Source organism: Streptomyces sp. MNU89 (assembly GCF_020982505.1).
Taxonomy (GTDB): Bacteria; Actinomycetota; Actinomycetes; order Streptomycetales; family Streptomycetaceae; genus Streptomyces; species Streptomyces xinghaiensis.
In genome coordinates, this window is sequence record NZ_JAJKLL010000001.1 from 1,390,983 (window position 1) to 1,416,177 (window position 25,195).

General features: G+C 75.1%; 12 protein-coding genes and 4 pseudogenes. 1 reads left to right on the forward strand and 15 read right to left on the reverse strand.

Annotated elements, in window-relative coordinates:
* Positions 1-40 precede the first annotated feature (40 nt).
* The 15 genes and pseudogenes from E4N63_RS05975 to E4N63_RS06055 form a co-directional block, all read right to left on the reverse strand.
* On the reverse strand, positions 41-1,420 hold the full coding sequence (locus tag E4N63_RS05975; RefSeq protein ID WP_230242369.1) for an alkaline phosphatase family protein: 1,380 nt from the start codon (positions 1,418-1,420) through the stop codon (positions 41-43).
* A 64-nt stretch (positions 1,421-1,484) separates the two neighbouring features.
* Positions 1,485-2,765, reverse strand: a pseudogene (gene eboE / locus E4N63_RS05980) (metabolite traffic protein EboE).
* A 3-nt stretch (positions 2,766-2,768) separates the two neighbouring features.
* Positions 2,769-3,626 carry a TatD family hydrolase gene (locus E4N63_RS05985; RefSeq protein ID WP_230240142.1) on the reverse strand — a complete coding sequence of 286 codons (858 nt, stop codon included), beginning with the start codon at positions 3,624-3,626 and terminating at the stop codon, positions 2,769-2,771.
* Positions 3,627-3,633: 7 nt separating this feature from the next.
* Positions 3,634-4,383, reverse strand: a complete 750-nt coding sequence (locus tag E4N63_RS05990) for an EboA domain-containing protein (protein ID WP_374112858.1) — start codon at positions 4,381-4,383, stop codon at positions 3,634-3,636.
* Between the two features lie 691 nt (positions 4,384-5,074).
* A pseudogene (locus tag E4N63_RS06000) lies at positions 5,075-5,944 on the reverse strand (sugar phosphate isomerase/epimerase family protein); the annotation flags it as partial.
* 287 nt (positions 5,945-6,231) lie between these two features.
* Positions 6,232-7,307 (reverse strand): annotated as a pseudogene (locus E4N63_RS06010) (SCO3242 family prenyltransferase).
* 815 nt (positions 7,308-8,122) lie between these two features.
* Positions 8,123-9,214, reverse strand: a complete 1,092-nt coding sequence (locus tag E4N63_RS06015) for an inositol-3-phosphate synthase (protein WP_125626639.1) — start codon at positions 9,212-9,214, stop codon at positions 8,123-8,125.
* A gap of 584 nt (positions 9,215-9,798) precedes the next feature.
* The gene (locus tag E4N63_RS06020; protein ID WP_230240143.1) at positions 9,799-11,097 is read right to left on the reverse strand and encodes a ThuA domain-containing protein; all 1,299 of its coding nucleotides are present in this window, start codon (positions 11,095-11,097) and stop codon (positions 9,799-9,801) included.
* Between the two features lie 503 nt (positions 11,098-11,600).
* A pseudogene (locus E4N63_RS06025) lies at positions 11,601-14,068 on the reverse strand (PQQ-dependent sugar dehydrogenase).
* A 597-nt stretch (positions 14,069-14,665) separates the two neighbouring features.
* Positions 14,666-15,673: a sugar phosphate isomerase/epimerase gene (locus E4N63_RS06030; protein WP_230240144.1), complete on the reverse strand. Its 1,008-nt coding sequence runs from the start codon at positions 15,671-15,673 to the stop codon at positions 14,666-14,668.
* 11 nt (positions 15,674-15,684) lie between these two features.
* On the reverse strand, positions 15,685-16,857 hold the full coding sequence (locus E4N63_RS06035) for a Gfo/Idh/MocA family protein (protein ID WP_230242371.1): 1,173 nt from the start codon (positions 16,855-16,857) through the stop codon (positions 15,685-15,687).
* A 149-nt stretch (positions 16,858-17,006) separates the two neighbouring features.
* The gene (locus E4N63_RS06040) at positions 17,007-18,050 is read right to left on the reverse strand and encodes a substrate-binding domain-containing protein (RefSeq protein ID WP_230240145.1); all 1,044 of its coding nucleotides are present in this window, start codon (positions 18,048-18,050) and stop codon (positions 17,007-17,009) included.
* A 159-nt stretch (positions 18,051-18,209) separates the two neighbouring features.
* Positions 18,210-19,160, reverse strand: a complete 951-nt coding sequence (locus E4N63_RS06045; RefSeq protein WP_019710907.1) for an ABC transporter permease — start codon at positions 19,158-19,160, stop codon at positions 18,210-18,212.
* Positions 19,161-19,313: 153 nt separating this feature from the next.
* Positions 19,314-20,816 carry a sugar ABC transporter ATP-binding protein gene (locus tag E4N63_RS06050; RefSeq protein WP_230242373.1) on the reverse strand — a complete coding sequence of 501 codons (1,503 nt, stop codon included), beginning with the start codon at positions 20,814-20,816 and terminating at the stop codon, positions 19,314-19,316.
* Positions 20,817-21,175: 359 nt separating this feature from the next.
* Complete coding sequence (locus E4N63_RS06055) at positions 21,176-22,360, reverse strand: ROK family transcriptional regulator (RefSeq protein ID WP_125624285.1); 1,185 nt, start codon at positions 22,358-22,360, stop codon at positions 21,176-21,178.
* Between the two features lie 915 nt (positions 22,361-23,275).
* On the opposite strand from E4N63_RS06055, the gene E4N63_RS06060 reads away from it, so the two are divergent.
* A complete protein-coding gene (locus E4N63_RS06060; protein WP_230240146.1) occupies positions 23,276-25,195 on the forward strand; it encodes a BTAD domain-containing putative transcriptional regulator in 1,920 nt (639 codons plus the stop codon).

Below are 25,195 nucleotides of genomic sequence, written 5' to 3' on the forward strand. Positions count from 1 at the left end.
GCGCGGCGCCGGGTCGGGGCGCGCGAGGGTGCCGGTCAGGTCAGGTCAGGCCGGCCAGACGGAGGAGGAGGGGTTTGACGGCGGTGGCCTCGACGGGACCGCCTTCGGCGCGGAGGGCGCCCGGGCGGGAGCAGATCAGCACCGGGCCGTCCTCCTCCCGGTCCGGCAGGCGGCCGTGGCTGCCGCGCACCGGTGACGGATCGAGGGGGACGACGGCCATCCGGTAGCGCATCCCCAGCTTCTTGCGGGCCAGCGCGGCCCCGGCGCGCAGCCGCACGTAAGGGTCCTCCGGGTCCATGAACAGCTCGGCCGGGTCGTAGCCGGGTTTGCGGTGGATCTCCACGAGGCGGGCGAAGTCGGGGGCGCGGGCGTCGTCCAGCCAGTAGTAGTACGTGAACCAGGCGTCGGGTTCGGCGACGGCGACCAGTTCGCCGGAGCGCGGGTGGTCCAGACCGTGGGCCTTCTTGCCCTCGTCGTCCAGGAGTTCGGCGATGCCGGGGAGGCCGGTGAGGGCTTCGCGGACGGCGGCCGTCTCCCCCGGGTCGCCGGGGCGGCGGATGTAGACGTGCGCCAGCTGGTGGTCGGCCACGGCGAAGGCGCGGGAGGTCCAGGGGTCGAGGTACTCCATGCCGTCCTGGGTGTGCACCTCCAGGAGGCCGGCGCGGCGCAGGGCGCGGTTGATGTCGACGGTGCGGCTGACGCGGGTGATGCCGTACTCGGAGAGCGCGACGATCGTCGCCCCGGCGGCCCGGGCCTCGTCGAGGAGCGGGACGAGGGCGGTGTCGAGGGCGGTGGCGGCGGCGTGGGAGCGGGGGTCGTCGGGGCCGTACCGCTGGAGGTCGTAGTCGAGGTGCGGGAGGTAGCAGAGGGTGAGGTCGGTGGGGCGGGTGCGCATGAGGTGGCGGGTGGCGTCGATGATCCACCGGCTGGAGCTGAGATCGGCGCCGGGGCCCCAGAAGTGGAAGAGCGGGAACGTCCCGAATTTCTCGGTGAGTTCGTCGCGGAGGCCGGTGGGGCGGGTGTAGCAGTCCGGTTCCTTGCGGCCGTCGGCGTAGTAGACGGGGCGCGGGGTGACGGTGATGTCGGTGTCGGCGCCCATCGCGTACCACCAGCAGACGTTGGTGACGGTGTAGCCGGGATGCACACGGCGGGCCGCGTCCCAGAGCTTGTCGCCGCCGACGAGACCGTTGTGCTGCCGCCACAGCAGCACCTCGCCCTGCTCGCGGAAGTACCAGCCGTTGCCGACGATGCCGTGCTCGGCGGGCAGGGCTCCGGTCAGGAACGTCGACTGGGCGGCGCAGGTGACCGCCGGGAGGACGGTCTTCAGGGGCGCGCGGTCGCCGGTCTCGGCCAGCTCGCGGAGGTTGGGCATATGGGCGAGGAGCCGGGGGGTGAGGCCGACGACGTCGAGGACGAGCAGACGGCGGGGCCAACCCGCCCGCGTCGTCGGGGTGCTGCGGGCGGGGCCCGGGGTACCGGCGGGGTCACGGCAGCCCCTTGAGGCCGAGGTCGGTCAACAGGTCGCGCACGAGGCAGAGTTCGGCGGCGATGCCCTCGGCGAGCCGGGCCCGGGAACGGGGGCGCAGCTCGGGCGGCAGGGCCTGCCAGGTGTAGGTCTCCCCTCCAGATGGCGGGTGAGGGGCGCCGGGCCGCCGACGAGCCGGGTGAGGGTGTCGCGGAGGACGGGGAGGGTCGAGGTCAGCGGGGCAGCGGTGCGGCGTGCAGGGGGGTGGAGGTGGACCCGCCAGGGGCCGGCGGTGGGGAGAGCGGGGGCGGAGGGCCGGGGTGGGGAGGGCCGGGGCGGGGAGGCCCGGGGCGGGGAGGGCCGGGGTGGGGCTGCCGGCTCCGTCGCTCCGGGCGGGCGGTTCGGCGGGCAGGCCCAGGGCCTCGTCCAGGTCGTCGGTGCCGGTGACCTCCCCCGACCGGGTGCGGGTGCGGGTCTGGTGGAGGAAGCGCGGTTCGGCGAAGGTGGCGAGAGCCGCCCGTACGTCCTCCCGTCCGGGGTTATCGGCGTGCAGCGCCGCCGACAGCTGAGCCTTGACGACGGGGATGCCCGCCCCGGCGAGCGCGTCCAGGGCCGGGCCGGGTTCCTCGAACTCGGTGGCGAGGTGGCAGGTGTCCACGCAGACGCCGATGCGGTGGGACGGCGGGCATCCCCGGCCACTGAGCGCGGTCACCGCGTCGGCGGTGGTGGCGACGGTGCAGCCGGGTTCCGGTTCGAGGCCGATGCGGATGGAGGTGCCGGTGAGGTCCTGGAGGGCGTCGAGCCGCTGGGCGAGCAGGGTGAGGGCCCGGCGGGCGGTGCGCTCCGAGGCGGCGTTGTAGGGGGTGCGCCAGGCGAGGGGCAGGGTGGAGATGGTGCCCTCGGGCTCGTCGTCGGGGAGCAGCCCGGCGAGGAGGCGGGCGAGGTCGGTGGTGTGGCCGAGGCGTTCCGGTTCCGTCCAGTCGGGGCGGTACACGCGGTACTTGACCCGCTCGGCGCCGAAGCCCGCGTACGGGAAGCCGTTGAGGGTGACGACCTCCAGGCCGCGGCGGTCGAGCTCGGAGCGGAGGGTGCGCAGCGCGGCCGGGTCGGCGACGAGCGCGCGGGCGGCGTCGCGGGCCAGCCAGAGGCCGATGCCGAGCCGGTCCCGGCCGAGGCGGCGGCGTACGGGTTCGCAGTGCTCGCGGAGCTGGCGGAGCACGCCGTCGAGGGTCTCCGCCGGGTGAACGTTGGTGCAGTACGCGAGGTGGACGGTCGAGCCGTCGGGATGCCGGAAGCGCACGGGTCAGGAGCCTCCCCGGAGTATGGAGTTGCCCTCGTGGGTGGCGGCGCCCGCGGCCGGGCCGGGGGCGGCCGTGTCGAGCCGGCCGCTCTGCCCGTAGAAGGCCACGGGGTTGCGCCACAGGACCTGGTCGACCTCGTCCTCGGTGAATCCGGCGGCGAGCATCGCGTCGCCGGCCTGCCGGGTCGTCAGAGGGTCGCTGCGGCCCCAGTCGGCGGCGGAGTTGACGAGCATGCGTTCGGTGCCGTGGGAGCGGAGGATCCGGACCATGCGGGCGGGGTCCATCTTGGTGTCGGGATAGAGGGAGAAGCCGAGCCAGCAGCCGCTGTCCCGGGCCTCGTCGACGGTCGTCTCGTTGAGGTGGTCGAGCAGGACGAGTCCGGGAGCCAGGTCCGACGCGCGGACGGCGTCGAGGGTGCGGCGGAGGCCGGCGGCCTTGTCGCGGTGCGGAGTGTGGACCAGGGCGGGCAGTTCGTGGTCGGCGGCCAGCTGGAGCTGGGCCTCCAGGGCGGCGTCCTCGGCGGGCGTCATCGAGTCGTAGCCGATCTCCCCGACGGCGACGACCGAGTCCTTGACGAGATAGCGCGGCAGTTCGTCCAGGACGGGGGCGCAGCGCGGGTCGTTGGCCTCCTTCGGGTTGAGGGCGATCGTGCAGTGGTGCGCGATGCCGTACTGGGCGGCGCGGAACGGCTCCCAGCCGAGGAGCGCGTCGAAGTAGTCGAAGAAGCTGGCGGGTGCGGTGCGGGGCTGGCCGAGCCAGAAGGACGGCTCGACGACGGCGCGGACGCCCGCCGCGTACATGGCCTCGTAGTCGGCGGTGGTGCGCGAGGTCATATGGATGTGCGGGTCGAAGATACGCATCGCTGGGTCAGGGCTCCTCTGTCGCGGCGGGCTCCGTGGGGGACGGCTCGGTCGCGGCCGGCTCCGGCTCCGTCCCCGTCTCGGTCTCCGTCCCCGGTGCCGTCAGGGCCAGGACGTGGTGGAGGTCCGGAGGGACGGGGCGGCCGGCCGCGGTGCGCTCGCGGGCGTAGTCGGTGAGCATCCGGGCCAGCTCGGCATCGCCGCGGGCCCGGCCCGCGAGACCGGCGACGGCGGCGACCGGCACCTCGGTGAACAGGCACTTCAGCACGGCGTGCCGCCAGGCGTGCGGGGCGAGGTGCCGCGCCGCGTACGGGCCGACGGCGGCGGCGATCAGCCGGGTGTCGTTCGCCCGGAGCGCGTCCTCGATCAGGGGGACGGCCTCGGGCCCGGTGCCCGGGAGATACGGCAGAGCCAGCAGGACGGCACGGCGCTCGGCGGCGGTGCCCTGGTGGTAGAGGCGGTCGAGCGTGCCGGGGGTGGCGCGGGCGGCGCGGAGGAGGAGGACACGGGCGGTGTCGGTGGGGTCGGTGAGCCCGGCGAGGCCGGTGAGGCCGGCTGCCCCGGACAGGCCGGTGGGGTCGGTGACGCCGACGGATTCGGGCGGGCCGGTGGGATCGGCGGGGGCGGCCGGACCGGGGGCGGTGGCCGGGCCGGGACGGGTATCGGAGTCGGTGCGGCCGGCGGAGTCGGTGCGTGCGCCCGGGCCGGAGGCCGGGGCCGGTCCGGGGCGAGCGCGGGCGCCGGGGTCGCGGCCGATGTGGCGTCCGGCGGCGGCGAACCGGAGTTCCCAGGCCGGGAGCCGGGTCCGGGCCGGTGGCGCCTGGGCCTCTCCGGCCGCGGAGCCCGGCGCCGGGTGTGAGGGGGCACGTCCGGCGACCGCGGCTTCCGCCGCCGCCTCCGCCGCGGCAAGAGCCGCGTTCAGCCATTCCCGTGCCGGGGCGGACAGGCGGGCGCGGAGACGCTCGCGCGGTTCGGCGAGGCCGGGGGCGGCGGACCCTGCGCCGGCTGACCCGGGACTGGCGGATCCGGCTTCGGCTGATCCGGGGTTCGCGGTCTCGGGGACGCCGGATGCGGCGTGGGCGTCACCGGGGTCGGCGGTGCCTGGGCCGGCCGAACCGGGGGCGCCGTCACCGGAGTTGGTGACGGGCGAGTCGGCGGATCCGGAATGGCCGGTCCCGGTGCCTGTTTCTTTGCCGGTGCCGGTGCCGGTGCCGGTGCCGGTCTCGGTTCCGGGTGCGGCTTCGGTTGCCGTCTCGGTCGCGGTGGGACGGCCCGGGGTGGAGCCGGATGGCATCAGCGTCCTCCTCCTGTCGCGGAGCCGGAGAGCCTGGAGGGGCGGCCGGGGAGCGAACGCGGTCCCGCGTGCCGCCCGGGCACGCGGCCGGCCGGGTGGGGCGCGGCGGGCGGGGCCGGCGGCCCGGTCTGCAGGGGCGGGCGGTGTCCGCCGGGCCGGCGTGGCGTGCCCGGGCCTCGGCGTCCGCCCGTACGAGGAAGTCGTGGGAGGAGCGGGCGAGTTCGGGGCCCCGGTGGGAGTCGCGGGGCAGTTCGACGCCGACCAGCCCTCCGTACCCCACCGCGCGCAGCGCCGCGAGCACCGGCGGGAAGTCGATCTCGCCCTCCCCGAAGGGGAGATGCTCGTGGACCCCGCGCCGCATGTCCTCGATCTGGACGTGCCGCAGCCAGGGCGCGACCGCCCGTACGCAGGCGGCGGGCGGCTCCGGTTCGAGACACTGGCAGTGGCCGATGTCCAGGGTGATGCCGAGGGCGTCCGGGGCGCCGAGTGCCGTGCGCAGCCGATGGAATCCGGCGATGTCGGAGAGGAGATGGCCGGGTTCGGGCTCGACGGCGAGCGGGGTTCCGGCGGCCGCGGCGGCGTCCACGACCGGGGCCATCGACTCGGCGAGGCGCTGCCAGGCGGTGTCCTCGGACACCCCCGGCGGGACGACGCCGCTGAAGCAGTGCACGGCGTGCGCGCCGAGGTCCGCCCCGGCCCGGACCGCCTTGAGCAGCAGGGCGATACGGGCGCCCCGCGCCTCGGGGTCCGGGTCCAGCAGGGTGGGGTGGTGCTTGCGGCGCGGGTCGAGGACGTACCGGGCGCCGGTCTCGACGGTGACGGACAGGCCCAGGCGGTCGAGTCGGTGTGCCACCCGGCGGGTGCGGGCGGCCAGGTCGGGTGCGAGCGGGTCGAGGTGCATGTGGTCGAGCGTCAGCCCGACGCCCTGGTAGCCGAGATCGGCGAGGAGGCCGAGGGCGTCGTCGAGACGGAGATCGGTGAGGCCGTTGGTGCCGTAGGCGAAGCGCGGTGCCGGTTCGTCCGCGGCGGCCGGGTTCCGCGCCCCCGCGGCCCCGGTGGCTTCGGGGTCTCCGGAGGATCCGGCGGCTCGGCGGGGCCCGGTGGCTCCACCGGCCGCACCGGCCGCACCGGTTCGGCTGGATCGCTCGGCTCGGTCGGTCCCGGTGGCTTCGGGGTCCGCGGCAGCTCGACCGGTCGCGGCGGCTCCACCCGCCTGGTCGGCCCCGGCGGCTCGGCCGGCACCCGTGGCCCCGGTGGCCCCGCCGGATCGGCCGGTCCCGGGGTGGTGTGCGGACGGGTCGGGCGTGGAGATCACGTGGGGCTCACCTTCCGGGACAGCCGGCGGGCCAGCGGCACCAGTGCGAGCAGGGCGGTGGCGGTTCCGGTCCGCCCCGCGCGGGCCGCGAGCGACGCCTGGAGCGGGATCATGGCGCGGATGCCGCCGCCCACGGCCCGCTGGTAGAAGTGCGGCGAGGGGTTCAGCGCGGCGTGGAGGAGCGGGCGCGCGGCCGTGGCGCCGTACAGGGCGGCGAACGCGGCACCGGCCGAATGGCGGTCACCGCCCGGCGCGGGCGGGCCGCGGTCCGGCGGCGCGGGGGCGGTGGGGCTGGGCGGCGCGGGGGCGGTCCGGCGGACACCCGGGAGCCCCGGCGGCGCGGCGCGTCGAGCCAACTCGCCCTGTCCGGCGCGGGGTTGCGACCGGCGGAGCGGGCGATACCGCCCACGGCGGCCAGTGCGGCGAGCGGCAGCGCCGTCGAACCGCCCGTCGTCTCGCGCCGGGAGACGAGGGTGACGCCGTAGGTGTGGGCGGCGAGCAGCGCGGCGGAGGTCAGCGCCTGGCGCGTCACCCGCGCGGCGCCGTTCCCCGTCCCCGGCCCTGTCCCCGGCCTTCCGGTCCGGGCGCGCACGGGGAGCAGTCGTCCACGGGACGGGCGCGGGGCGGCGGCATCGGCACGGGCGGCTGCCGTGGCCGTGGCAGCGGTGCCGAGGAGCAGGTCCAGGCCCCGGGCCGCGGCCATGGCGGCCGGTCCCGCCGGGGTGTTCTTCAGCCACAGGTCGTAGGCCCACACGGTGCCCGCCAGGGTGGTGGCGGTGGCCAGGGCCGGGCGGCCCGCCGCCGCGGCGAGGCCCAGCCCCGCCGCCGTCAGTCCGGCCGCCGTTCCCAGGGCGGCCCCGGGCGCGATCCGGCTGGACGGGATCGGGCGGTGCGGGCGCTCCCCGGCGTCGAGGGCACGGTCGGCCCAGTCGTTGAGCGCCATGCCCGCCTCGTAGAGGCAGAGGGAGGCGCAGACGGCCAGGGCGGTGCCGCGGTTCGCGCGGTGCCCGGCGGCCGCCGCGCCCGCGAGGGCGTCCCCGGGAACGCTGAACACCGCCGGGACGCGCAGCAGTTCGGCCCAGGCCCGGCCCTGGTTCCGGCTGCCGCACGAGCCCCGGTCCGACGGCCGGTTCCGCTCCTCGTTCGGGTCCTTGTCCGGGCTCGGCGGGGCGGCGTCCGATGCCCCTGCGAGCGCGGATCCTGTCGCCGGGGCCTCGGAGGTGCCGGCGCCCGCCGCGGCTGCGGCGCCACCGGACGCGGCCCGAACGGCACCGTCTGCGGAGGAGTCGATTCCGCCGGCCTCGCGCTCGGGGGGACCCTGCCCGGGCGGAGCGTGGCCTTGCCGGTCCTGTCCGCGTGCCGCACCGTCCTCGGGAGCCGGGGACGGGCCGCCGCGGCCGTTCACGGAAGGGTCCGGAGCCGTCCCGCCGGCCCCGGGCTCGCCGTCCACGGTGTCGCCGGGTCCTGAGGGTCCCGGGTGTCCGGCGGCGCCCGTCCCGTCCTTCCCCATCCCGGGTGTGGGGGAGGCCGGTGGAGGGGCACCGGCCGGTTCTCCGGGCACCTCCCCGGGTCGCCGGCCGGGACCGTCCACCCGGGCCCCGTGCCCGGAGGGCCCGCCGGGACCGCTCCCGGCGGTGCCGGAATCCCCTGGGACGGGTGCCCGGCCCGCGACGTCCCGTCCGCCCTCGGCCGGGCCGGAGTCCGCTCCCTGCCCCGGCTCCCGGGCGGGGCCCGGTTCCGGCGCGGGACCCGGCTCCGACCGGCCCGGGGCGGTGGGCCGGTCCGGGTGGCCGGGCCCGTCCGTGGGTCTGCTCAGTTCCGTCATGTGCGGGGTGCGGCCCGCCGGGGCGCGGCCGTTGGCGCGCCCCGGGAAGCGGCCCGGTTCCGTCATCCGTCCGCCCCCAGCCGCTCGGCGAGGGTCAGCAGGTCACGCCACTGCTCGGAGAGGCCCGCCGGGCCGTCGTCCGGGTCCTTGAAGTAGAAGCCGAGGCCAGGCACCGGGCCGGACATCCCGGCGGCGTGCGCGGCGGCCGCCAGCCGGGCCAGGTCGAGGACGAGCGGGGCGGCCAGCGCCGAGTCGCAGCCCTGCCAGATGGTCTGGAGGACCATCCGGGAGCCGAGGAAGCCGTCGAAGGCGATGTGGTCCCAGGCGGTCTTCCAGTCGCCGAGCGCCGGTACGTCGTCGATGTGCACCTCGCCCTCGGGCACCGTGCCGAGCGTGTCGGCCAGGACCCGTTCCTTGCCCGCGTTCTTGGCGGCCGCGGCGGCCGGGTCGGCCAGGGCCGCGCCGTCGCCGCCGCCGAGCAGATTGCTGCCGGACCAGGCCCGTACGGTCAGGGCGCGCTGCAGGAACATCGGCGCCAGGACGGAACGGAGCAGGGTCTGGCCGGTCTTGCCGTCCCGGCCCGCGTACGGCAGTCCGGACGCGGCCGCGAGCCCGGCGAGGGCCGGGTGGTGCAGCCCCGTGGACGGCGTGAAGTTGACGTACGGGCAGCCGGCGCGCAGTGCGGCGGCGGCGTAGAGGGAGCTGGGCGGCAGCCGGTCGTCGCCGGGGCCGGGCGCGGGCTCGGTGGAGGCGACGTTCACGACGACGGCGCGGGCGAGTCCGTGCTCCCGGACGAACGCGCTGAGGTCGGCCGCGAAGTCCGCGATCAGCTCCTCGTCGCTCCGGGTCTCGCCGGGCTGCGGGCCGCCGGCGCGGATCGCCGCGTCGGCGGCGGCGAGTTCGGCGCGGACGGCGGCGGGCAGGCCGTGCGGCAGCACACCGCCCTCGGCGAGCGCCTCAGCCCGCTTCGGGAGAGGGCAGGCGTGGGTGTCGTGCCCGCCGAACACCAGGCTGTCCAGCGGGGGGAGGCCGCTGCCGGCGAAGGGCGGGGTCTCGGTGACCATGCCGGTCGGCGGGTGCAGTCCGGCGGCGAGCGCGGCGGCGCCGGCGACGGTCGTGGTGGCGACGGACCCCCGCGCCCCGATCAGCCACACGCCGGTGCGGGGCCGGTGCGGGCCGTCGCCCCGGCCCGGACCGGCGTGCGGGTGCGGTGTCCGCCGCTCCCCGGTAACCGGGTGGACGACGCGCCGCCGCCCGCCGCCGGGACGGCCGGGCCGTGCTCGGGTGACCGTCCCGGCTGCCGCCCTCGCCGTGGGGGCGGGCGGCGCCGTGGCCGGGGCCGGAGGGTCGGGCTGTTCGTCACTGGCTGCCTCCCAGGGAACGGGCGCTGTGCGGCGCGCGGCGTGCGCTGTGCGGCCGGCGGGCACGGGTGCGGCGGTGCGGCGGTGCGGCGGTGCGGCGGTGCGGCGGTGCGGCGGTGCGGCGGTGCGGCGGTGCGGAACGAGCCGGGCGGGCCGGTGGACTCGGTGAATCGTGAGTCCGGTGAACGCGTGAGGCGGTGAACTCGTCAACGGTGGACCGGTGAACCGGCCCGGTGGAACGGGCTGTTACGGGCGGACGGAATGCCTCGGGATCACTCCCGTGGCTCCCTGGCCGGGCCCCGGCCCGGGGCCCGGACCCGGCAGGTGCGCCGGGACGGGGCTGAGCGGTGGCCCGGCCGTCCCGGGCCACCGTGGGATTACTGCCCACCTCCGTCCGGGAGTTCCCTGATCCGGATGTTCCGGAACGACACCTCGTCGCCGTCGCCGTGGTTCTGCAGGCCGATGTGGCCCTCGCGGAGACTGCGCGCCGGGTCGGTGTTGGTGAAGTCGTTGACGAGGACGCCGTTCAGCCATACCCGCAGCCGTTCGCCCTCGACCCGGATCTCGAAGGTGTTCCACTCACCCGGCGGGTTGAGCGCCCCGTCCCGGGCCTCGATGTCGGCGGACTGGACTCCGTAGACGGCGCCCGTGGTCCGGTCGGGTGCGTCGCTGGCGTCGATCTGGATCTCGTAGCCCTGCTCCACGGCCGTCCAGGGGTCGTCGGAGGCCGGGAAGCCGACGAAGACGCCGGAGTTGTCGTCGCCGGACATGCGCCAGTCGAGCTTGAGCGAGTACGCGGCGAACTCCCGCTCCCCGTACCAGAGGAGGCCCATGCCGCCGGAGGAGGTGAGCGTGGAGCCGTCGGTCCCGTCGGGGATGAAGGAGCCCGGGCCGGCCTGGCGCCAGGCGTCGAGGCCGGCGCCGGTGCCGTCGAAGAGCGGGGTGTAGCCGGTCTCGGGCCGGCAGTCGGCCGCCGCGTCGCCGGTGGCGTAGCGGATGCCGCCGAGGAGGTGGGCGAGGAAGGCCGGTTCGGTGTAGGACTCCTTGGTGTGGCCGAGGCCGGTGTAGAAGGCGCGGCCGCCCTCGTACTCCTGGCACCAGGCGATGGGGTGGTCCCCGTCCATGGTGCCGCCGCGGTACGAGGACTCGTCCAGGCTCGCGAGCACCCGGGCGGTGTCGCGGGGGTTGGTGCGGTAGTTGTACCACTCGTCGGTGCGGTCCCAGGTGGGGCCGAGGTGCGCGGTGGCGGCGTGGGCCCGGTCCTCGACGAGGACGGTGGCGGGCTGGATCTCCGGGTGGCTCTCGAAGTAGGCGCCGGCCAGGCCGCCGTAGAAGGGCCAGTCGTACTCGGTGTCGGCGGCCGCGTGGACGCCGGCGTAGCCGCCGCCGCTGCCGATGTAGCCCTCGAACGCCCGCTGCTGCTCCGCGTCGAGGACGTCTCCGGTGGTGGAGAGGAAGACGACGGCGTCGTAGCGGCCGAGGTTCTCGGGGGTGAAGGCGGCGGCGTCCTCGGTGGCGTCGACCAGGAAGCCGTTCCGCGCGCCGAGGTCCTGGACGGCGGCGATGCCGTCGGGGATGGAGTCGTGGCGGAAGCCGGCCGTCTTGGAGAAGACCAGGATCCGCGTGCTGTCGTCGTCGGCGGCGCGCTGCGGCGCCGCGCTGCCGGGAAGGGCCATGGCGCCGAGCATAAGCACGGCGGAGAGCAGCAGCGCGGCCCAGCGGCCGGGGGTGTTGCGGAGGGCCGGTGGTGGGAGGGCGGTGCGGTGGGTGGCCGCCTGGCGGCGGGCGGGGGTGAGGGGACGGGCGCCGGGTGCGGGGGTGCATGGGGGTGCTCCTTCCTCCGGGCGGCGAGGCGGGTGCGGCCCCGGCCCGGGTGTTCCCGGGGCGGTGGGGCCGGGCCGTCCGCCCTGGGCGCGGGGTCGGCCGGTGGTGCGGTCGGCGGCCCGCCGCCGGAGGGCGGCGGGCCGGGTCGCGGTGCGTCCTGTGTGGTGCGGCGGTGCGGTGCTACGTGACGTGGGGTGCGTGGTGGTGCGGGTGTGCGGTGGTGCGGGGTACTCCGGGGTGGGCGGTCCTCACGGACCGCCCACCGTTCGGTGCGGGCCCCGGCCGGGCCGGCTCATCGCCGTCCCGGCCGGTCAGGAGCCGGTCGGGCCCGGGCCCAGCCCCGGCACCGACCCGTTCAGCCGGTGCTGAAGGTGAAGTCGTCCACCTCGAACAGCGGGCCGTCACCGGAGCCCTTGGCGACCAGGTAGAGCGTCGTGGTCTTCCCGGGCGCCCCCGTCAGTTCGGCGGTGACGTCCTCGTAGCTCTCCCAGCCGCCGGTCGCCGGGACCTCCGCCGAGCCGAGGAGGGTGCCGGCCGGTGAGCCGCTGCGGATCTCGAGCGTGCCGCCCGCGCCGCCGGAGGCGACCCGCGCGGTGAGACCGGTGGCGTCCGCCAGCAGATACGGTTCGAAGGCGATCCAGTCACCGTCGTCCAGGGAACCGGCCACCCGGCCGCCGTGGGCGCCCTCGCGCTCGGTGGTCTCGGCACCCTGCGTGTCGCCGTAGTGCTCGGCCTGGCGGTGCTTCGGCTGGACGACGTTGCGGTCGTTGCCGGTGAGCGCGGGCTGGCCGCCCCCGCCGTTGTCCGTGAACGCGGCGTCGAAGACCCCGAAGATGTTGGCGTTGGGGTCGTGTTCGCCGTCCGCCGAGGTCTTCAGGGTGCCGGAGCAGCCCTTGGCCGAGGTGACGGGGTGGCCGTGGCTGTCGTGGCCGAGGATGTGCGTGACCTCGACCTTCGAGCAGTCGATCTCGCCGTCCTCCGGGTCGGTCACCGTCACCTTGAACGGGATCTCGTCGCCGAAGGTGAACAGCTGGCCGTCGCCCGGGAGTTCGAGGGTGACGGTCGGGGCGGTGTTGCCGACGGTGAGGTGGACGCTCGCGGAGCCCGAGCGGCCCGAGGGGTCGGTCGCGGTGACGGTGGCGGTGTAGGTGCCGTTCTCGCGGTAGGTGTGGTTGGGGTCGGCGTACTCCGAGGTGGCGCCGTCGCCGAAGTCCCAGTGGTAGGTCAGCTCGTCGCCGTCGGCGTCCTTGGTGCCCTCGGCGGAGAACTTCACTTTCAGCGGGGCCTGGCCGGAGGTGCGGTCGGCGGCGGCCTCGGCGACCGGCGAGTGGCCGCCGGTGGCGTTCTCGATGCGGTAGAGGGCGGAGTTCTCGTCGCCGCCGAACCAGGAGAGGCCGTAGTCGAGGACGTACAGGGCCCCGTCCGGGCCGAAGGCCATGTCCATGATCTGGGTGCCGGACCAGGGGACGTCGTTGATGGACTCGACCGTCCCGTCCGCGCCGTGTTCGATCCGCTTGATCCACTGGCGGCCGAACTCCCCGGCGAAGAAGTCCCCGTCATAGGCCTCCGGGAACTTGACCGGCGAGTCGAGGTCCGCGTCGTAGCGGTAGACGGGGCCGCCCATCGGGGATTCGGAGCCGTAGCCGAACTCCGGTACGGAGCCGTTGTCGTACGGGATCCAGGCCGGCTGGGCGGCGGGCAGCTCGGTGAGGCCCGTGTTGTGCCGGGAGGTGTTGCGGGGCGCGGAGCAGTCGAAGGTCTCACCGGGTGTGCCGGTGGCGAAGTCGTAGTCCCGGTAGGGCTCGTTGTCGCCGACGCAGTACGGCCAGCCGAAGTTGCCGGGGGCGGTGACGCGGGTGAACTCGACCATGCCGGCCGGGCCGCGGTCCGGGTCGGCGGCGCCCGCGTCGGGGCCGTAGTCACCGACGTAGACGATGCCGGTGGGCCGGTCGACGCTCATCCGGAAGGGGTTGCGGAAGCCCATCGCGTAGATCTCGGGGCGGGTCTTCTCGGTGCCCGGGGCGAAGAGGTTGCCGTCCGGGATCGTGTACGAACCGTCGTCCGCGACCTTGATCCGCAGGATCTTGCCCCGCAGGTCGTTGGTGTTGCCGGAGGTGCGGCGGGCGTCGTAGGCCGGGTTGCGGTCCGCGCGGTCGTCGAGGGGCGAGTAGCCGTCGGAGGCGAAGGGGTTGGAGTCGTCGCCGGTGGAGAGGTAGAGGTTCCCCTCGGCGTCGAAGTCGATGTCGCCGCCGACGTGGCAGCAGATGCCGCGGGTGGCGGGGACGTCGAGGACCTTCTTCTCGCTGGCGGTGTCCAGCGTGCCGTCCTCGTTCAGGACGAAGCGGGAGAGCCGGTTGACGCCCTCGTACGGGGCGAAGTCCTCCGCGCTGCCGTTGTCCGGGGCGTCGCCGCCGGGGGTGTCGAGCTTGGGCGCGTAGTAGAGGTAGACCGCCCGGTTGTCGGTGAAGTCCGGGTCGACGGCGACGCCTTGGAGACCTTCCTCGTCGTGCGAGTAGACGGGGAGCTTCCCGGAGACCTCGGTGTTCCCGGCGGCGTCGGTGATGCGTAAGGTGCCGTCGCGCGAGGTGTGCAGGACCGAGCGGTCGGGCAGCACGGCGAGGGTCATGGGCTCGCCGGTCTCGGCCACGCCCTTGGCGAGGGTGACCTGCTGGAAGTCCTCCGCCGCGGGGGCCTGCCCGGCGCGTTCGCCGGAGGCGGGGCGGCGCCCGAGGGCGGGGCGGTGAGGGCGAGGGTGGCTCCGGCGAGCAGTGAACTCGTCAGCAGCGCGAGGGACTTGCGGAGTCTGAGCCGTTTCCTGTGCACGGATGTCCTCCGGAGGATGACGGTGTGTGACAGGCGCGCGCCGTCGCGCCGTGGGGCGGGTGCAGATGCGGGGCGGGTGCGGGACGGTGGGGCGGGGTACCGGCCCGGCGGGTACGTCGTACCACCGGATCACCGTGACCGGTACATCTCAAGGACCGTAGCTTTGTTCGTCCTTTTCGGAAACCCCTTTGACACACATCAGCCACGCCTTCTTCCCGATCCTGGACAAAGAGCGGGAGGAGGGCGGACGGAAGCCGGCGGCCGCCTGAATTGACCGGTCGCCCGGACTGGGGATTCTTTGATCGCGGGCACCACGGACGGTGGCCCCCTCGCAGGATCGGCCCATGGCCGCTGCCCGTCTGGCAGCCTCGCGCATCGGCGGACAGCGAGCAACAGGGTTTGAAGTCAGTGCCCGGCGCCCAGGGCGTCGGCCCGCCCGGCGGCCGTGGGGGTGGTCGCCGGACGGGCCGCACCCCGCCGGCGGCGGAGGGTGCCGCCGTGGGCCGGGGCCCGCGCGGGGGCGAAGCGCGGGCCCGGCCGGTGCGGTGCTGTGTGGCGACCGGGCCCGGCGGGCGGGCCGCCGGGGTATCAGGCCGTTCAGTCGTCCCCGCCGCCGAAGGCCGCGTCGAAGCTCGCGGACGGCGGGTCGAAGTCGTACGCCTTGAGGTGGCGCAGGGCCTCGGGGGCGCCGGTGAGGCGGTCCATGCCGGCGTCCTCCCACTCGACCGATATCGGGCCGTCGTAGCCGATGGACCGGAGCATCCGGAAGACGTCCTCCCACGGCACGTCGCCGTGGCCGGCGGAGACGAAGTCCCAGCCGCGGCGGGGGTCGCCCCAGGGGAGGTGGGAGCCGAGGCGGCCGTTGCGGCCGTCGAGGCGCTTGCGGGCCTCCTTGCAGTCGACGTGGTAGATCCGGTCGCGGAAGTCCCAGAGGAAGCCCACCGGGTCGAGGTCCTGCCAGACGAAGTGGCTGGGGTCGAAGTTGAGTCCGAAGGCGGGGCGGTGGTCCACGGCCTCCAGGGCGCGGTGGGTGGTCCAGTAGTCGTAGGCGATCTCGCCGGGGTGGACCTCGTGGGCGAAGCGGACGCCCTCCGCGTCGTAGACGTCGAGGACGGGGTTCCAGCGTTCCGCGAAGTCCTCATAGCCGCGTTCGATCATCTGGGGCGGGGCGGGCGGGAACATCGCCACCAGGTGCCAGATGGCGGAGCCGGTGAAGCCGATGACGGTGCGGACGCCGAAGGCGGCGGCGGCCCGGGCGGTGTCGGCCATCTCGGCGGCGGCGCGCCGCCGTACGCCCTCCGGTTCGCCGTCGCCCCAGATGCGGCCGGGGAGGATGGCCCGGTGGCGCTCGTCGATGATGGCGTCGCAGACGGCCTGGCCGACGAGGTGGTTGGAGATCGCGTGGCAGGTGAGGCCGTACTTCTCCAGCAGGGCGTGGCGGCCGGCGAGGTAGTCCGGCTCGGACAGCGCCCGGTCGACCTCGAAGTGGTCGCCCCAGCAGGCCAGTTCGAGGCCGTCGTAGCCGAAGTCGCGGGCGTGCCGGCAGACCTCCTCCAGGGGCAGGTCGGCCCACTGGCCGGTGAAGAGGGTGAACGGTCGGGTCATCGGGGCCTCCCTCAGGCGAGGGCGGGGAGGACGGGGGCGGGCTCGACGGGTGTGTAGCGGCTCTCGTGCCGGGCGCTCTCCTCGACGGCCGCGAGGACCCGCTGCACCTGCAGCCCGTCGGCGAACGACGGCCGGGGGTCGGTGCCCGCGGCGATGGCGTGCACCAGGTCGCGGGCCTGGTGGACGAAGGTGTGCTCGTAGCCGAGGCCGTGGCCGGGCGGCCACCACGCCTCCAGATACGGGTGCTCGGGTTCGGTGACGAGGATGCGGCGGAAGCCGGAGACCGCGGCCTCCTCCGTGTGGTCGTGGAAGCAGAGCTCGTTGAGGCGTTCGAGGTCGAAGAAGAGCGAGCCGAGGGCGCCGTTGAGTTCGATGCGCAGGGCGTTCTTGCGCCCGGCGGCGACCCGGGTGACCTCGAAGGAGGCCAGCGCCCCGGAGGCCAGCCTGCCGGTGAAGAGGGCCGCGTCGTCCACGGTGACCGGGCCGCGCCCCGCGCCGTCCGCCGCCGCGGACAGGCCGTGCGCGGCGCCCGGCAGCGGCCGTTCCTTCACGAAGGTCTCGGTGAGCGCGGAGACCCCGGCCAGGTGTTCGCCCGTCAGGTGCTGTGCGAGGTCGACGATGTGCGCGCCGAGGTCGCCGAGCGCGCCGGAGCCCGCGCGCTCCTTCCGCAGCCGCCAGACGAGGGGGAACTCCGGGTCGGTGATCCAGTCCTGGAGGTAGGTGACGCGGACGTGCCGCAGGGTGCCCAGCCGGCCCGACGCGACCAGCCGCCGGGCGAACGCCAGGGCGGGCACCCGGCGGTAGTTGAAGCCGACCATGGCGAGCCGGCCGCGCTCCCGGGCGCGGTCGGCCGCCTCCACCATGGCCTCGGCCTCGGCGACCGTGTTGGCGAGCGGCTTCTCGCACAGCACGTGCTTGCCGGCCTCCAGGGCCGCGATGGCGATCTCCGCGTGGCTGTCGCCCGGGGTGCAGATGTCGACGAGCTGGACGTCGTCGCGGGCGATCAGCGCACGCCAGTCCGTCTCGGTGGCGGCCCAGCCGTGCCGGTGGGCCGCCGCCCGCACCGCGGCCGGGTCGCGCCCGCAGACGGCGGCCATCACCGGCGTCAGCGGGAGGTCGAAGACCCGGCCCGCGGTGCGCCACCCCTGGGAGTGGGCGGCGCCCATGAAGGCGTAGCCGACCATGCCCACCCCGAGGGTGGCCGGTGGGGTGTCCGGGGTGTGGGGGCCGGTGCGCGGGTCCGTGCCGGTGCCGGTCTCGTCCATCGGTTGCCTCTCCTCGTCGTCGTCGCGCTGCTGGCGGGGCGCTCTCCCCGGGCGTGCGGGGCGGGGCGTCAGCTGAAGCCGGTCGGCAGGTACTCGTCGACGTTCTCCTTGGTGACGACGGCCGAGTAGAGGGTGAGCGAGGCGGGGATCTCCTGTTCGGCGAGCCCGCCGACGCCCTTGCCCTGGCCGAGGGCGCGGGCGAGGTCGATCGCGGAGGCGGCCATGGTGGGCGGGTAGAGGACGGTGGCCTTGAGGACGGTGTTGTCCGCCTTGATGGCGTCCATGGCGTGCTTGGCACCGGCGCCGCCGACCATCAGGAACTCGTCGCGCCCGGCCTGCTTGATGGCGCGTTCGGCGCCCACGCCCTGGTCGTCGTCGTGGTTCCAGAGCGCGTCGAAGGAGGACTGGGCCTGGAGCAGCTGCGCCATCTTGGCCTGTCCGGACTCGACGGTGAACTCGGCGGCCTGCCGGGCCACCTTCTTGATGTTCGGGTAGTTCTTGAGGGCGTCGTCGAAGCCCTTGGTGCGCTGCCGGGTGAGCTCCAGGTTGTCCAGGCCGGCGAGTTCGACGACCTTGGCGTTGCGCTTGTCCTTGAGCTGCTCGCCGATGTAGCGGCCGGCGTTGAGGCCCATGCCGTAGTTGTCGCCGCCGATCCAGCAGCGGTACGCCTGTTGGGAGTCGAAGATCCGGTCGAGGTTGACGACGGGGATGCCGGCCCGCATCGCCTTCAGCCCGACCTGGGTGAGGGCCTTGCCGTCGGCCGGCAGGATCACCAGCACGTCGACCTTCTTGTTGATCAGGGTCTCGATCTGGCCGATCTGCTGGGCGGTGTCGTTGGAGCCCTCGGTGGTCTCCAGCGTCACGTCCTCGTACGTCTTGGCACGGGATGTCGCCTGCTCGTTGATGGCGTTGAGCCAGCCGTGGTCGGCCTGCGGGCCGGCGAAGCCGATGGTGACGGCCTTGCCGGGCTTGTCGTCGGTACCGCCGGCGGGATCCTGCGCGCCGCCCTTCTCGTTGTTCTCGTTGCTGGTGCAGCCGGTGAGGAACGCGCCGGCGGAGACGGCTGCGGTGCCGAAGAGGAGACCTCTGCGGCTGGGGACCGGTGGTGTCATGACGGGCAACCTCCACTGTGAACGGACGCCGGGACGCGGCCGGTGGTGCGCGGATGGGCGGGGCGGTGGGGCGGTGGATCGGTGGATCGGCTCGGTGCGGGGGCGGCCGTGCGGACGGCCGGGGCGGCCGGCCGCGGGTGCGCGCGGGCGTGCGCGCCGCTATGAGCTCCCGCTGCGCGCCGTGCGGTGCTGGACCAGGACGGCGGCGACGATGATCGCGCCCTTCGCGATCTGCTGGACGTCGCTCTGCAGGTTGTTGAGGGCGAACAGATTGGTGATCGTGGTGAAGACGAGGACGCCGAGCACCGAGCCGGTGATGGTGCCCCGGCCGCCGCTGAGCAGGGTGCCGCCGATGATCGCGGCGGCGATGGCGTCGAGTTCGTAGAGGTTGCCGTTGGTGTTCTGGCCGGATCCGGTGAGGACGATCAGCAGGAACGCGGCGATGCCGCAGCACAGCCCGGAGAGCAGATAGAGCATCAGCCGTTGCCGCCGCACGTCGATGCCGGCCAGGCGGGCGGCCTCCGCGTTGCCGCCGACGGCCACGGTGCGGCGGCCGAAGGTGGTGCGGTTCAGCACCAGCCAGCCGACGACGGTGACGGCGGCGAACACCAGCACGAGCGGCGGTATGCCCAGCACATAGGCGTCGGGCAGGCCGAGTTCGAGCACCGGGTCGACGGTGACGACCTGTGTCCTGCCGTCGCTGATCTGGAGCGCCAGCCCGCGGGCGGAGGCGAGCATCGCCAGGGTGGCGATGAACGGCACCATGCCGCCGTAGGCGATGAGCGCCCCGTTGACCAGGCCGCAGCCCAGGCCCACCAGGACCGCGCAGAGCAGCATGCCGCCCAGCCCGTACTCCTGGGTGGCGAGGGTCGTCGCCCATACCGAGGCGAGCGCGACGATCGCCCCGACGGACAGGTCGATGCCGCCGCCGATGATGACGAGGGTGACGCCGACCGTCACGACCCCGATCACCGACGCCTGGGTCAGGACGAGCTGGAGGTTGTCCCCGGAGAGGAACTGTTCGGGCCGGGTGATCGCGCCGACGACCACCAGCGCCGCCAGCACTCCCAGCAGGGAGAGGTTGCGCAGATCGGCGAAGGCGGCCGGCACGGCCCGGCGCCCGGGCCCCCCGGGCGCTCCGGGCGGCGGGGACGGCTCCTTGCCGGGCGGCGGCCCCTGCTTTCCCGGGCCGGGGCCGCCGGGGAGGCGGTGGACGGCGCCGGGGACGGCGGGGGCACGGCGGGCCCGGGGTGGCACCCGTGGTCATCGCGACGGGCTCCCTTCCATGACGAGGTCGAGGACGCGGTGCTCGTCCAGCTCCCGGGCGGGCGCCGTGTGGACGACGCGGCCCTCCCGGAGGACGAGCACCCGGTCGGCGAGGCCCAGCACTTCGGGGACCTCGCTGGAGACCAGGAGGACGGCCACGCCGTCGTCGGCGAGCCGCCGGATCAGGGCGTACAGCTCGGCCCGCGCGCCGACGTCCACGCCCCGGGTCGGCTCGTCCAGCAGCAGCACCTTGCAGCCGCGCAGCAGCCAGCGGGCGAGGACCACCTTCTGCTGGTTGCCGCCGGAGAGGGTCCGGACGGGGACGGACGGGTCGTCCGGGCGCAGCGACAGCTCGCGGGTGGAGCGGTGCGCGGCGGCCCGCTCACGGGCCCGGTCGAGCCAGCCGCCGCGCGAGAAGCGGGCGAGGGAGGAGACCGAGACGTTGCGGACGACGGACTCCAGCATCAGCAGTCCCTGAGCCTTGCGCTCCTCCGGGGCCAGGCCGATCCCGGCCCGTACGGCGGCGCGGACGCTGCCCGGCGGAAGCGGGCGGCCGTCGACCAGCACCCGGCCCGCGCCGGGCCGCCGCGCGCCGAAGACCGTCTCCAGGATCTCGGAGCGCCCGGAGCCCACCAGTCCGGCCAGGCCGACGATCTCGCCGGGGCGCAGCTCCAGGTCCACCGGCTCGAACTCGCCCGTCCGCGCGAGCCCTTCGACCTTCAGGACGGGCGCCGGGACGGCCGGCCCGGCGGGCTCCGTCGGCGCGGGCCGCTCCGGGAACACGTACTCGACGTCGCGTCCGGTCATCAGCGCCACGACCTCCCGGGTGGGGGTGGTGCGCGCCGGCAGGCCGCGGGCGGCGGCGCGGCCGTCCTTGAGGACGGTGACCCGGTCGCCGATGCGGCGGATCTCCTCCAGCCGGTGGGAGATGTAGACGACGGCGACCCCGGCGGCGGTGAGATCGCCGACGATGCGGAAGAGGTTGTCCACCTCGTCCGGGTCGAGGACGGCCGAGGGCTCGTCCATCACGATCAGCCGCACGTCGTGCGAGAGGGCGCGGGCCATGGAGACGATCTGCCGGCCGGCCGCGGAGAGTTCGCGCACCAGGGTGTCCGGGTCGATCTCGGGGTGGCCGAGCCGGGCCAGCAGGGCGGCGGTGGCGGAGCGGGCGGCGCGGGAGCGGACGAAGCCGGCGGTGGCCGGCTCATGGCCGAGATGAACGTTCTCGGTGACCGACAGGCCGTCGACCAGGTCGAGTTCCTGGTAGATGGTGGCGATACCGAGGTTCATGGCGGCGGTGGGCGAGGTGAGGTGGACGTGTTCGCCGCGCCAGCGGATCTCCCCCGCGTCGGGGCGGTGGGCGCCGGAAAGCACCTTGATGAGGGTGGACTTCCCGGCCCCGTTCTGGCCGAGGAGACAGTGCACCTCGCCCGGCAGGACGTCGAGATCGACGCCGTCGAGGGCCCGTACCCCCGGGAAGGACTTGGTGATGCCGGTCATGGTGAGCAGCGGGCCGCCGTCCGGCGCGGGCCGGCCGGCCGCCGGTGCCGCGGAGGATGTCGCGGACGATGTCGCGGACGGGTCGGGTGACGGCGACGGGTCCGGTGACGGCGGCGGGTGATCGGGCACGGGTGCCATGGCAGGGCCTCCTCGGCGGGTGCGCCGGCGGGCGGGCAGGGCGCGACTGCGGTACGGGCGTGCTGAGTTCGCGGCGGAGCCGCGGTGCGGGCGGCTGCGGTGCGGTGGTGCGGCTCGTTCAGCGGTTCGGCTCGGTGGTACGGCGGCGCGGTTCGGCGGTACGAGGTGCGGCGGTACTGAGGCGTGCCCCGGGCCGGTCACCCGGCCCGGGTCGGCGGAGGTCAGGCGGGTGAGAACAAGTGGTCGCTGATCAGGCGGGCCGCGCCGATCACACCGGCGACGGCGCCGAGTTCGCCCAGGACGATCGGGAGGTTCCCGGTCGCCAGGGGCAGGGACTGGCGGTAGACCTGGGTGCGGATGGCGGCGAGCAGGGTGTGGCCGAGGCCGGTCACCCCGCCGCCGATCACCACCAGGCCCGGGTTGAAGAAGCTGACGAGCCCGGCGATGACCTGGCCGGTGCGCTCGCCGCCCTCGCGGATCAGGTCGAGCGCGACCCCGTCACCCGCGGCCGCCGCGGCGGCGACATCGGCACCGGTGAGCCGGCCCGCCGTCTCCAGGCGGGCGGCGAGCTCGGCCGAACTGCCGTCGCGGGCGACGGCCTCGGCGTCCCGGGCGAGCGCGGAGCCGCTGAAGTACGCCTCCAGACAGCCCCGGTTGCCGCAGGCGCAGGGACGGCCGTCGGGTTCGACCCGGATGTGGCCGATGTCGCCAGCGCTGCCGGTCGTCCCCCGGTGAACCTCTCCCCCGGCGACGATGCCGCAGCCGATGCCGGTGCCGATCTTGACGCAGAGGAAGTCCCGGACGGAGTTGGCGACCCCGGCGTGCTGCTCCCCCATGGCCATCAGGTTCACGTCGTTGTCGACCATGACGGGGCAGCCGAGCTCCTGGCTCAGCACCTCGCGGACGGGGAAGCCGTCCCAGCCCGGCATGATCGGCGGTGCGACGGGGACGCCCTCGGGGAAGCGGACCGGTCCGGGGACGCCGACGCCCGCGCCGTCGAAGCCGTCCGGCGCGACGCCGGTGGCCCTCAGCTTGCCGGTCATGGCGAGGACCTGTTCGAAGACGGCCACCGGTCCGTCGCGCACGTCCAGCGGCTGGTTGAGGTGGCCGAGGATCTCCAGCTCGGCGTTGGTGACGGCCACGTCGACCGAGGTGGCGCCGATGTCCACCCCGAGGAAGCGGAGCGCGGGCGCGAGCCGGATGTTGTGCGAGCGGCGCCCGCCGCGCGAGGCGGCCAGCCCGTCGGCGACGATCAGCCCGGTCTCCAGCAGCCGGTCGACCTCGACGGCGAGCTTGGACCGGGACAGGTCCACCCGGTCGCCGAGCTGTGCGCGGGAGTGGGGGCCGTCGTCGCGCAGCAGCCGGAGCAGCCGCGCCTGGTGCGCGTTCGCGGGTCGTGCTGTCATGCGCCTCACGCCACCCCAACCTCCCCTCGCCCACGGCATGGGAAGACACTGGAAGACACCGTCTTCGCCGGTCATCGGCCTCGCCCGGCGGTCCGTCTCCGGCTCGCCGGGCTTTAACGGGGAAGTTAGCAGCGGTCGTTGGGACTGGGAAGAAGTTCGGCAGGAATCATCGGTAACTTTCTCCTGACCGTGGACAAAGGATCGGCCGGATACGTGGACGAAGGGGACAGCGGACAGTCGATCCGGGAAGGCCGTCCGGCCGGCTCCCACCCGGCTCCACCGGCAGCGGCGTCCGTGAGGGACACCGCAGCGCCCTCCGCCTCGGGGAAAGGCGAAGGGCACCGGTGACGGCCGGCCCGGAACAGCGGGGGGGGCGGGAATCCCCTCGTCACGTCCCGCTGCCGGCGGTCGGACTCACCCGGGGTACGTCTGCCGCCAACTCGATCGAGGTCATCATGAGCGCGGCGCCGCTGTCACGAAGCTGCAGCCCTCGTGCAGCAAGCTGACACCCATCCATCTGTTCGAGCCCCCGAACGGCTGGGATCGTCTCTTCCACCGCAGAGATCAGCAGGGCACAGCTCGTCCAAGGGGGAAGCCATGTACAGGAATTGCCGTGAGAGAACGACGCCCGTCCGCCGGCGGGGGACCACCGCCGTGATCGGGCTGGCCCTGGTGCTCTCGCTTCCGGCCGGAGTGGCCACCGCCGCTTCCCCAGAGTTCACCCCCGAACCCCGTCCCGGCCGTCCAGAGCGGTCCGGCGGCCCCGGACGCCGGCGCCCCCGGCCTCGGCGGGCTGCCGTCCGCCGTGGTCGGCACCGTCTGCGCCCGGTGGGACCGGCTCACCGCCTCGGTGCCCGTCCCCGTGGAACCACCGCAGGTGTGCAAGCTGGTCAACGGCTGGGACTAGGCAGCCCGGTGCGGTTTCAGCTGCTCGGGCCGCTGAGTGTCACCGACGGGGCCGACGCCGTCGTCCTCCCTCCCTCCAAGCCGACGATTCTCCTGGCCGTGCTGCTGCTGCACGCCAACTCCGTGGTGTCCGCCGAGCACCTCCAGCGGGCCGTCTGGGGCGAGGCGCGCCCGGCCACCGCGAAGGCCGCGCTGCAGACCTGCGTGCTGCGGCTGCGGCGGCTGCTGCCCCGGCACGGGGTCACCGAGACGCCCATCGAGGCGGTCCCCGGCGGCTACCGGATCACCGCCGAACCGAAGACCCTCGATCTGCTCGGTTTCCGGGCCGCCGTGCGCCATGCCGCCGCCTTCGCGCACGCCCCGGAAGCCGAGCTCTCCACCCTGAAGGAGGGGTTGTCGCTGTGGCAGGGCCCGCTGCTGGCCAACGTGCGGTCCGACACGCTGCACCGGGACGAGGTGCCGCGGCTGGCGGAGGAGCGGCTGCGCGCTGTGGAGCGGGCCTGCGACCTCGAACTGGCCCTCGGACGGTGCGGGGAGGCGCTGTCCGAGCTGTGGGCGGTGACCCGCGCGCACCCCGGGCACGAGCGGTTCCACGAACAGCTGATGGAGGCCCTGTACCGCACGGGACGGCAGGCGGAGGCGCTGGCCGAGTACCGGCGCGTCAAGGAGTACCTGCGGGAGGAACTGGGCGTGGACCCGTCCCCGACGCTCCGCCGGCTGGAGCTGGCCATCCTGCGCGGTGAGGAGCTGGCCCCGGCGGCGGACGGGGCCGGCCGGGGGCACCCGCAGCCCCGGCCGGTGGTCCGCGTCGACCGGGAACCCGCGGGAGGCGGAACGCCGGGGAGAACCACGGCAATCGACACCACCGCGCCGGCGACCGCCCTGGCCGCCGCGCCTCCCCCACCGGCCGCGCTCACCGCGCGGCCCGCAGACCGGCGGCCGGCCCCGGCCGCCGCGGCCTCGGAGCCGCCCGGCACCCCCGCCGTGCCGTCCTTCACGGGCCGGGCGGCCGAGGTCGGAACCATGGTGGAGAGCCTGACCCGTTACGCGGAGCACGGCGGCGAGCCCCCGCTGATCCTGCTGTGCGGCGCCCCCGGCATCGGCAAGTCGGCGCTGGCCCGGCACGTCGCGCAGCTCGTACGGGCGGCCTTCCCGGTCGGGCCGCTGCTGGTGCCGATGACGGACCCGGACGGCGCGCCCCGCGAACCGGCCGATGCCACCGCCGCGTTGACGGCCGGTCTCCGGGAACGCGGGGACCGCGAGCGGACACTGCTGATCCTCGACGACGTGGCGGACGCCGCCCAGGTGCGCCCGCTGCTGCCGGCCGGGGCGGGCGGTGCGGCCGTCGTCACCAGCCGGATGGGACTCGCCGGCCTGGTGGCGACGCACGGCGGGCGGGTGCACCGGCTTTCCGTCTTCGGCGAGGACGAGTCGTACCGGCTGCTGTGCGCGGTGCTGGGCGCCGAGCGGGTGGAGGCCGAACCGGAGGCGGCCCGCCGGCTGGCGGACGTCTGCGGTCACCATCCGCTCGCTCTGCGGATCATGACGGCCCGTCTGCTGACCCGCCCCGCACTGCGGCTGGCCGACGCCGCCGGCTGGCTGGCCGGCGACCCGATCGGCCGGCTCTCCCTGGCCGATTCCCCCGGCATGTCCGTTCCGGAGGTGTTCGGCGGCGCCCTCGGACGGCTCGACCCCCGGCTCGCCGAGGCCTTCCTGCGGCTCGGGTCACTGCCCGGTGGAACCTTCCGGGCCGGGGACGGCGCCCCGGCGCTCGGCATGACCGGCGCCGAGGCGGAGGCCGTCCTGGAACGGCTGGCCGACGCCGGGCTCCTGGAGGAGGGACCGCCCGGCCCGTACCGGATGCATCCGCTGCTCCATCTCTTCGCGCGCGAAGCCGCGACCCGAACCCGCCCCACAGAGAAGGTGTGA

What these genes read in the sequence shown, in the direction of transcription:
- E4N63_RS06035 (WP_230242371.1), bottom strand. Translation starts at nt 16,857, where the DNA reads ATGGTCGGCTACGCCTTCATGGGCGCCGCCCACTCCCAGGGGTGGCGC.
- E4N63_RS06050 (WP_230242373.1), bottom strand. Translation starts at nt 20,816, where the DNA reads ATGACCGGCATCACCAAGTCCTTCCCGGGGGTACGGGCCCTCGACGGC.
- E4N63_RS06030 (WP_230240144.1), bottom strand. Translation starts at nt 15,673, where the DNA reads ATGACCCGACCGTTCACCCTCTTCACCGGCCAGTGGGCCGACCTGCCC.
- E4N63_RS06040 (WP_230240145.1), bottom strand. Translation starts at nt 18,050, where the DNA reads ATGACACCACCGGTCCCCAGCCGCAGAGGTCTCCTCTTCGGCACCGCA.
- E4N63_RS06020 (WP_230240143.1), bottom strand. Translation starts at nt 11,097, where the DNA reads ATGGCCCTTCCCGGCAGCGCGGCGCCGCAGCGCGCCGCCGACGACGAC.
- E4N63_RS06055 (WP_125624285.1), bottom strand. Translation starts at nt 22,360, where the DNA reads ATGACAGCACGACCCGCGAACGCGCACCAGGCGCGGCTGCTCCGGCTG.
- E4N63_RS05985 (WP_230240142.1), bottom strand. Translation starts at nt 3,626, where the DNA reads ATGCGTATCTTCGACCCGCACATCCATATGACCTCGCGCACCACCGCC.